Genomic DNA, 5207 nt, shown 5'->3' with positions numbered 1-5207 from the left:
ACGACGTCAACGAGGCCAATATTGGCGCTCCCGGTGCCCTCGGGTCGATCGGCGTCGTCGTCGGCGCCACCGTCGACCGAGCAGCCTTCGGTCTCGGAGACGTGGCCCTCGCGGGCATGCCCATCCTCGCGCCGGGCTTCGGCGCGCAGGGGGCCGCGCCGGCCGATCTCGGCCGACTGTTCGGCTACGTCGCGTCCGCGGTCGTCGCCAACGAGAGCCGCAGCATCCTCGCGGTCGGGCCCGATCGCCTCTCCGCCCGCATCGACGAGCGCGCCGCGCTCTACCGGGAGTCCCTGAATGGCTGAAACCCGTCGTCCGCCCGAGGTCGACCGCGCCGCCGCCTCGCGCCGCGCCGTCGAGGCACGTCGCGAGCGCGCCGCGCTCAAGCGCGACGTGTCGACCCGCGTCATCTCCCCGCAGGAGCTCCTGCGGCGCGGACTCGCCGATCCGCAGTCAGCGGCCGGGGCGATGCGCGTGACCGAGTTCCTCACGGCGATCCCCGCGATCGGCGAGAGCAAGCGCGACCGCATCCTCGCTTCGCTGAACATCTCACCGGTCAAGCGACTGGGGGGCCTCGGCACCCGTCAGCGCGACGCACTGCGCGCCTATCTCGATGCGCGATGGCCCGAGCCGGGTCCGCGCGAGGGACGCAGTCGCCTGATCGTGCTGGCCGGTCCGACCGCGGTCGGCAAGGGGACCGTGGCGGCCCACATCAAGGAGAACTACCCCGAGATCCACCTCTCGGTGTCGGCGACGACGCGTCAGCCCCGCCCCGGCGAGGTCGACGGACAGCACTACTACTTCGTCGACGACGCCGAATTCGACCGCCTCATCGCGGCGGGGGAGCTGCTGGAATGGGCCGTGGTGCACAACCAGAACCGCTACGGCACGCCTCGCGAGCCCATCGAGCGCGTGCTCGCGGGTGGGGGGACGGCCCTGCTCGAGATCGACCTGCAGGGCGCCCGCCAGGTGCGCGCGGCCGATCCCTCGGCCACCCTGGTGTTCCTGCTCCCGCCGAGCTGGGACGAGCTCGTCGACCGCCTGGTCGGACGCGGGACCGAGGATGCCGAGGAGCGCGCACGACGCCTGCGCACCGCCCGCGTCGAACTGGCTGCGCAGAACGAGTTCGACTACCGCGTCGTGAACGAGGACGTGGCGTCCGCCGCTCGCGACGTGGTCGCGCTGGCGTCCGCGCAACACTGACGACGACCCGCGACGCCCTCGGCACGGGCCGGGCCGGCGTCGGCTAGAATAAGAGGATGCTTCGGCGCTCGACGCGCCGCATCCACCCCATCCGCCGAACCAGGAGGTTCCCCATGGCCGGACGTGACAAGGGCATCATCGACCCGCCCATCGACGCTCTGCTCGACAAGGTCGACTCGAAGTACCAGCTCGTCATCTACGCGTCCAAGCGCGCGCGTCAGATCAACGACTACTACTCCGACCTGCACGAGGGAAACCTCTTCGACAACGTCGGCCCCCTGGTCGACTCGACCGTCGAGGACAAGCCCCTCACCATCGCGCTGCACGAGATCCACGAGGACAAGCTGCGCCTCAAGGCTGCGGAGTAATCCCCAGCCGACTCATGTCGTGATCTGTTCACAGATGTGACGATGCCCCGGGCGGCTCACCGCCGCCCGGGGCATACTTGTGCCCGTCCCCGCCCCTTGAGCCCTCCGGAGTCGTCTTGACCGACCTGCGCCTGTTCACGTCCGAGTCCGTCACCGAAGGACACCCCGACAAGATCTGCGACCAGATCTCCGACAGCATCCTCGACGCCATCCTCACCGAGGATCCCTCCGGCCGTGTCGCCGTCGAGACCCTCGTCACCACGGGGCTGGTGCACGTCGCCGGCGAGGTGTCCACGAGCGCCTACGTCGAGATCCCCGCGATCGTGCGCGACGTGGTCAACCGCATCGGGTACACCTCGAGCGACACCGGATTCGACGGCGACTCGTGCGGCGTGAGCGTGTCGATCGGCGCGCAGTCCTCCGACATCGCCGCGGGCGTCAACAAGGCGTTCGAGCAGCGCGAGCGCGGCTCGGTCGATCCGCGCGATCTGCAGGGCGCCGGCGACCAGGGCATCATGTTCGGTTTCGCCACGAACGAGACCCCGCAGCTCATGCCGATGGCGGCGTGGACCGCGCACCGCATCGCCGAGCGCCTGGCATCCGTCCGCAAGAGCGGCCAGCTCGCGTTCCTGCGCCCCGACGGCAAGACCCAGGTCACGCTCGGCTACGACGGCCTCGTGCCGCGCTCGGTCGACTCGGTCGTGCTGTCGACGCAGCACCACCCCGACATCTCGCAAGAAGATCTGCGTGCCGAGGTGCAGGCCGCGGTGATCGATCCCGTGCTCGCCGAGACGGGCCTCGACCTGCCCGACGTGAAGTACTACATCAACCCGGCGGGGCCCTTCGTCATCGGCGGCCCCAAGGGCGACGCCGGGCTCACCGGGCGCAAGATCATCATCGACACCTACGGTGGCGCGTCCCGCCACGGCGGCGGGGCGTTCAGCGGTAAAGACCCGTCCAAGGTCGACCGCTCCGCAGCCTACGCCATGCGGTGGGTCGCCAAGAACGCCGTCGCCGCCGGGCTCGCGGACCGCCTCGAAGTGCAGATCGCCTACGCGATCGGCAAGGCCAACCCCGTCGGCCTGTACGTCGAGTCGTTCGGCACCGCCCACGTGTCCGAGGACGTCATCGTGCGTGCGATCCGCGAGGTGTTCGACCTTCGACCCGCGGCGATCGTCGAGCAGCTCGACCTGCTGCGTCCGATCTACGCCCGGACCGCCACCTACGGCCACTTCGGGCGCGAGTTGCCCGACTTCACCTGGGAGCGCACCGACCGCGTCGACGAGCTGCGCGCGGCCGCCGGACTCTGAGCGTGGGTGGGGGAGTGCGCCCCGCCCGCGGCCCGGTCGGTGACCGGTCGACGACGGGGGCGCCGGTGCGGGCCACGGGCCACCGCCGTCCGATCGGCGTGTCGGCGGCCTCGAGCGGGCCCTCATGAGCGAGCGCCGCGTCGCGCGCGTGCAGCTCGAGTCCCCGGTCCCGCAGCTCGACCGCCTGTTCGACTACGCCGTCCCGCATCCGCTCGTGGCCGACGTCGCTCCCGGTGTGCGGGTCAAGGTGCCGTTGCGATCCGCGGGGCGCATGATGGACGCGTTCGTCGTCGAGGTCGTCGCCGACGACGGCACCGAGCGTCCGCTCTCGTCCGTCGAGGCCGTGGTCTCCCCGATGCCGGTCCTGCCCGAGCGCCTGTACACCCTCGCCCGTCGCGTGGCGGACCGCGCCGCGGGCTCGGTGAGCGACATCCTGCGCCTGGCCGTGCCGAAGCGCATGGTGCGGGCCGAGAAGGCGTGGGCGGCGGCCCCGGTGCCCGAGGCCCCCGAGGTCGTGCCCGCCGCGCGCGAGCGCGCCGAGGCGACCCTCGCCGCGTACCCCGACCTCGCCGCGGCCCTCGATGCGGGCGAACGCCTCGCGGTCGACGCACCTCCGCATCCGCATCCCGAGCGGCCCCGGGGCGCGTGGGCCGATCTGCTGGCCGCCGCGGCCGTGCACACGCTGGCGCGCGGACGCAGCGCCGTGCTCGTGGTGCCCGACTACCGCGATCAGGCGCAGCTGCTCGCCGCCCTGGCCGAGCTCGTCGCGCCCGACGCCGTCGTGCGCGACGACGCCGATCAGGCCGGTCCGGCGCGTTATGCCCAGTACCTGCGCACACTCGCCCCCGTTCCCTGCATCGTCGTCGGGCGGCGCTCGGGCGTCTACGCGCCCGCGCACGATACGGGGCTCGTCGCGATCTGGGACGACGGCGACACCCTGTTGGCCGAGCCGTTGGCTCCGGGCGTGCACGCGCGCGATGCGGCCCTGGTGCGTCAGGAGCTCGAGCACTCCGCGTTGGTGTTCGCCGGTCACACCCGGACGACGGACGTGCAGCGACTGGTCGACGTGGGCTACGTGCGCGAGCTCCCGCAGGCGCGCCGACCGAGTCCGCGGGTGGTGCTCAGCGCCACGCGCGAGGGCGAGCAACGTCAGTCCCGCGTGCCGTCCTCGGCCTTCGCCGCCGCGCGCGAGGCGCTGCAGCAGGGACCGGTGCTCGTCCAGGTCGCGCGCCCCGGCTACGCGCCCTCGCTCGTCTGCGCCGATTGCCGCCGTCCGGCGCGCTGTCAGCACTGCGCGGGCCCCTTGCGAGCGGCCCGACCGGGAGCCACGCCCGTGTGCGCCTGGTGCGGGCGCAGCGCCCACTCCTGGGCGTGCGGACACTGCGGCTCGGTCAAGCTGCGCATGGCCTCGTCGGGCAGCGAGCGCACCGCCGACGAGCTCGGTCGCGCGTTCCCGAACACGCGCGTGATCGTCGCCGACGGCGCGCATCCCGTGGCGGAGGTCGACGCCGCACCGGCCCTGGTCATCGCCACCCGTGGAGCCGAACCTCTCGCCCACGGCGGCTACCGCGCGGTCATCCTCCTCGACGGCGGTCGGATGCTGCAGAACGAGGCCCTGCGCATCGGCGAGCATTGCCTGCGGTGGTGGTCCAACGCGGCGGCCCTCGCGGCCCCCGGTGCGCCCGTCCACCTCGTCGGGGTCGCCGGTCCGGTCGCACGCGCACTCGCGACCTGGACGCAGCCGGCGTACGCGCGCGCCGAGCTCGCCGACCGCGCCCCCTTGCGGATGCCGCCCGCCGTCCGCGTGGCGAGCGTCGACGGGCACGCGAGAAGCGTCGACGCGCTGCTGACGTCGCTGCGCGAGACGGTGCCCGGTCTCGACGCCCTCGCCGTTCTCGGCCCGGTCGACACCTCGACCGACACCGACACCTCGACGTCCCGCGCCCTGGTCCGTTTCGACTACGCCCACGGCCGCGCCGTCGCCGAGGCGCTGCGCGCGGGGGTGATCGCCGATGCCCTGCGCGCGCGCAAGTCGCGCAAGGATCGCGGCCCCCGCCCCCGCAGTACGCTCAGAGTCCGCCTCGACATCCCCGAGCCCGACCTCTGAGCGGGCGAGCTGCGACCGCCCCGTCATCACCCGCCCGCTCCCGAGCCTGAGGAGAACCATGCGCCTCGTCTTCGCCGGCACACCCGCCGTCGCCGTCCCCTCTCTGCGTGCCCTGGCATCCGGCACACACGAGATCGCGGCCGTCGTCACCCGCAGCGACGCTCCGCTCGGACGCAAGCGCGTGCTCACCCCCTCGCCGGTCGCGCGGGCCGCCGAAGA

The 5207-nt window shown here is 72.9% G+C and carries 4 protein-coding genes and 2 pseudogenes; all 6 read left to right on the top strand.

The features are described 5' to 3' along the window. Positions 1–305, top strand: a pseudogene (locus QZ433_RS09410) (orotidine 5'-phosphate decarboxylase); the annotation flags it as partial. Continuing rightward, positions 298–1203, top strand: coding sequence for a guanylate kinase (gmk, locus tag QZ433_RS09405; protein WP_295782462.1), 906 nt, complete (start codon positions 298–300; stop codon positions 1201–1203). The pseudogene QZ433_RS09410 and the gene gmk, both read left to right, overlap by 8 nt. Before the next feature lie 113 nt (positions 1204–1316). Continuing rightward, positions 1317–1571, top strand: a complete 255-nt coding sequence (gene rpoZ / locus QZ433_RS09400; RefSeq protein ID WP_076490512.1) for a DNA-directed RNA polymerase subunit omega — start codon at positions 1317–1319, stop codon at positions 1569–1571. A gap of 116 nt (positions 1572–1687) precedes the next feature. After that, a complete protein-coding gene (metK, locus tag QZ433_RS09395) occupies positions 1688–2881 on the top strand; it encodes a methionine adenosyltransferase (RefSeq protein WP_295782456.1) in 1194 nt (397 codons plus the stop codon). Positions 2882–3005: 124 nt separating this feature from the next. Continuing rightward, positions 3006–4988 carry a primosomal protein N' gene (locus tag QZ433_RS09390; RefSeq protein ID WP_295782455.1) on the top strand — a complete coding sequence of 661 codons (1983 nt, stop codon included), beginning with the start codon at positions 3006–3008 and terminating at the stop codon, positions 4986–4988. A 58-nt stretch (positions 4989–5046) separates the two neighbouring features. Next, positions 5047–5207, top strand: a pseudogene (locus QZ433_RS09385) (methionyl-tRNA formyltransferase); the annotation flags it as partial.

This window comes from uncultured Microbacterium sp. (assembly GCF_913776565.1).
Lineage (GTDB): Bacteria > Actinomycetota > Actinomycetes > Actinomycetales > Microbacteriaceae > Microbacterium.
This window is presented reverse-complemented; position numbering and strand designations above follow the sequence as displayed.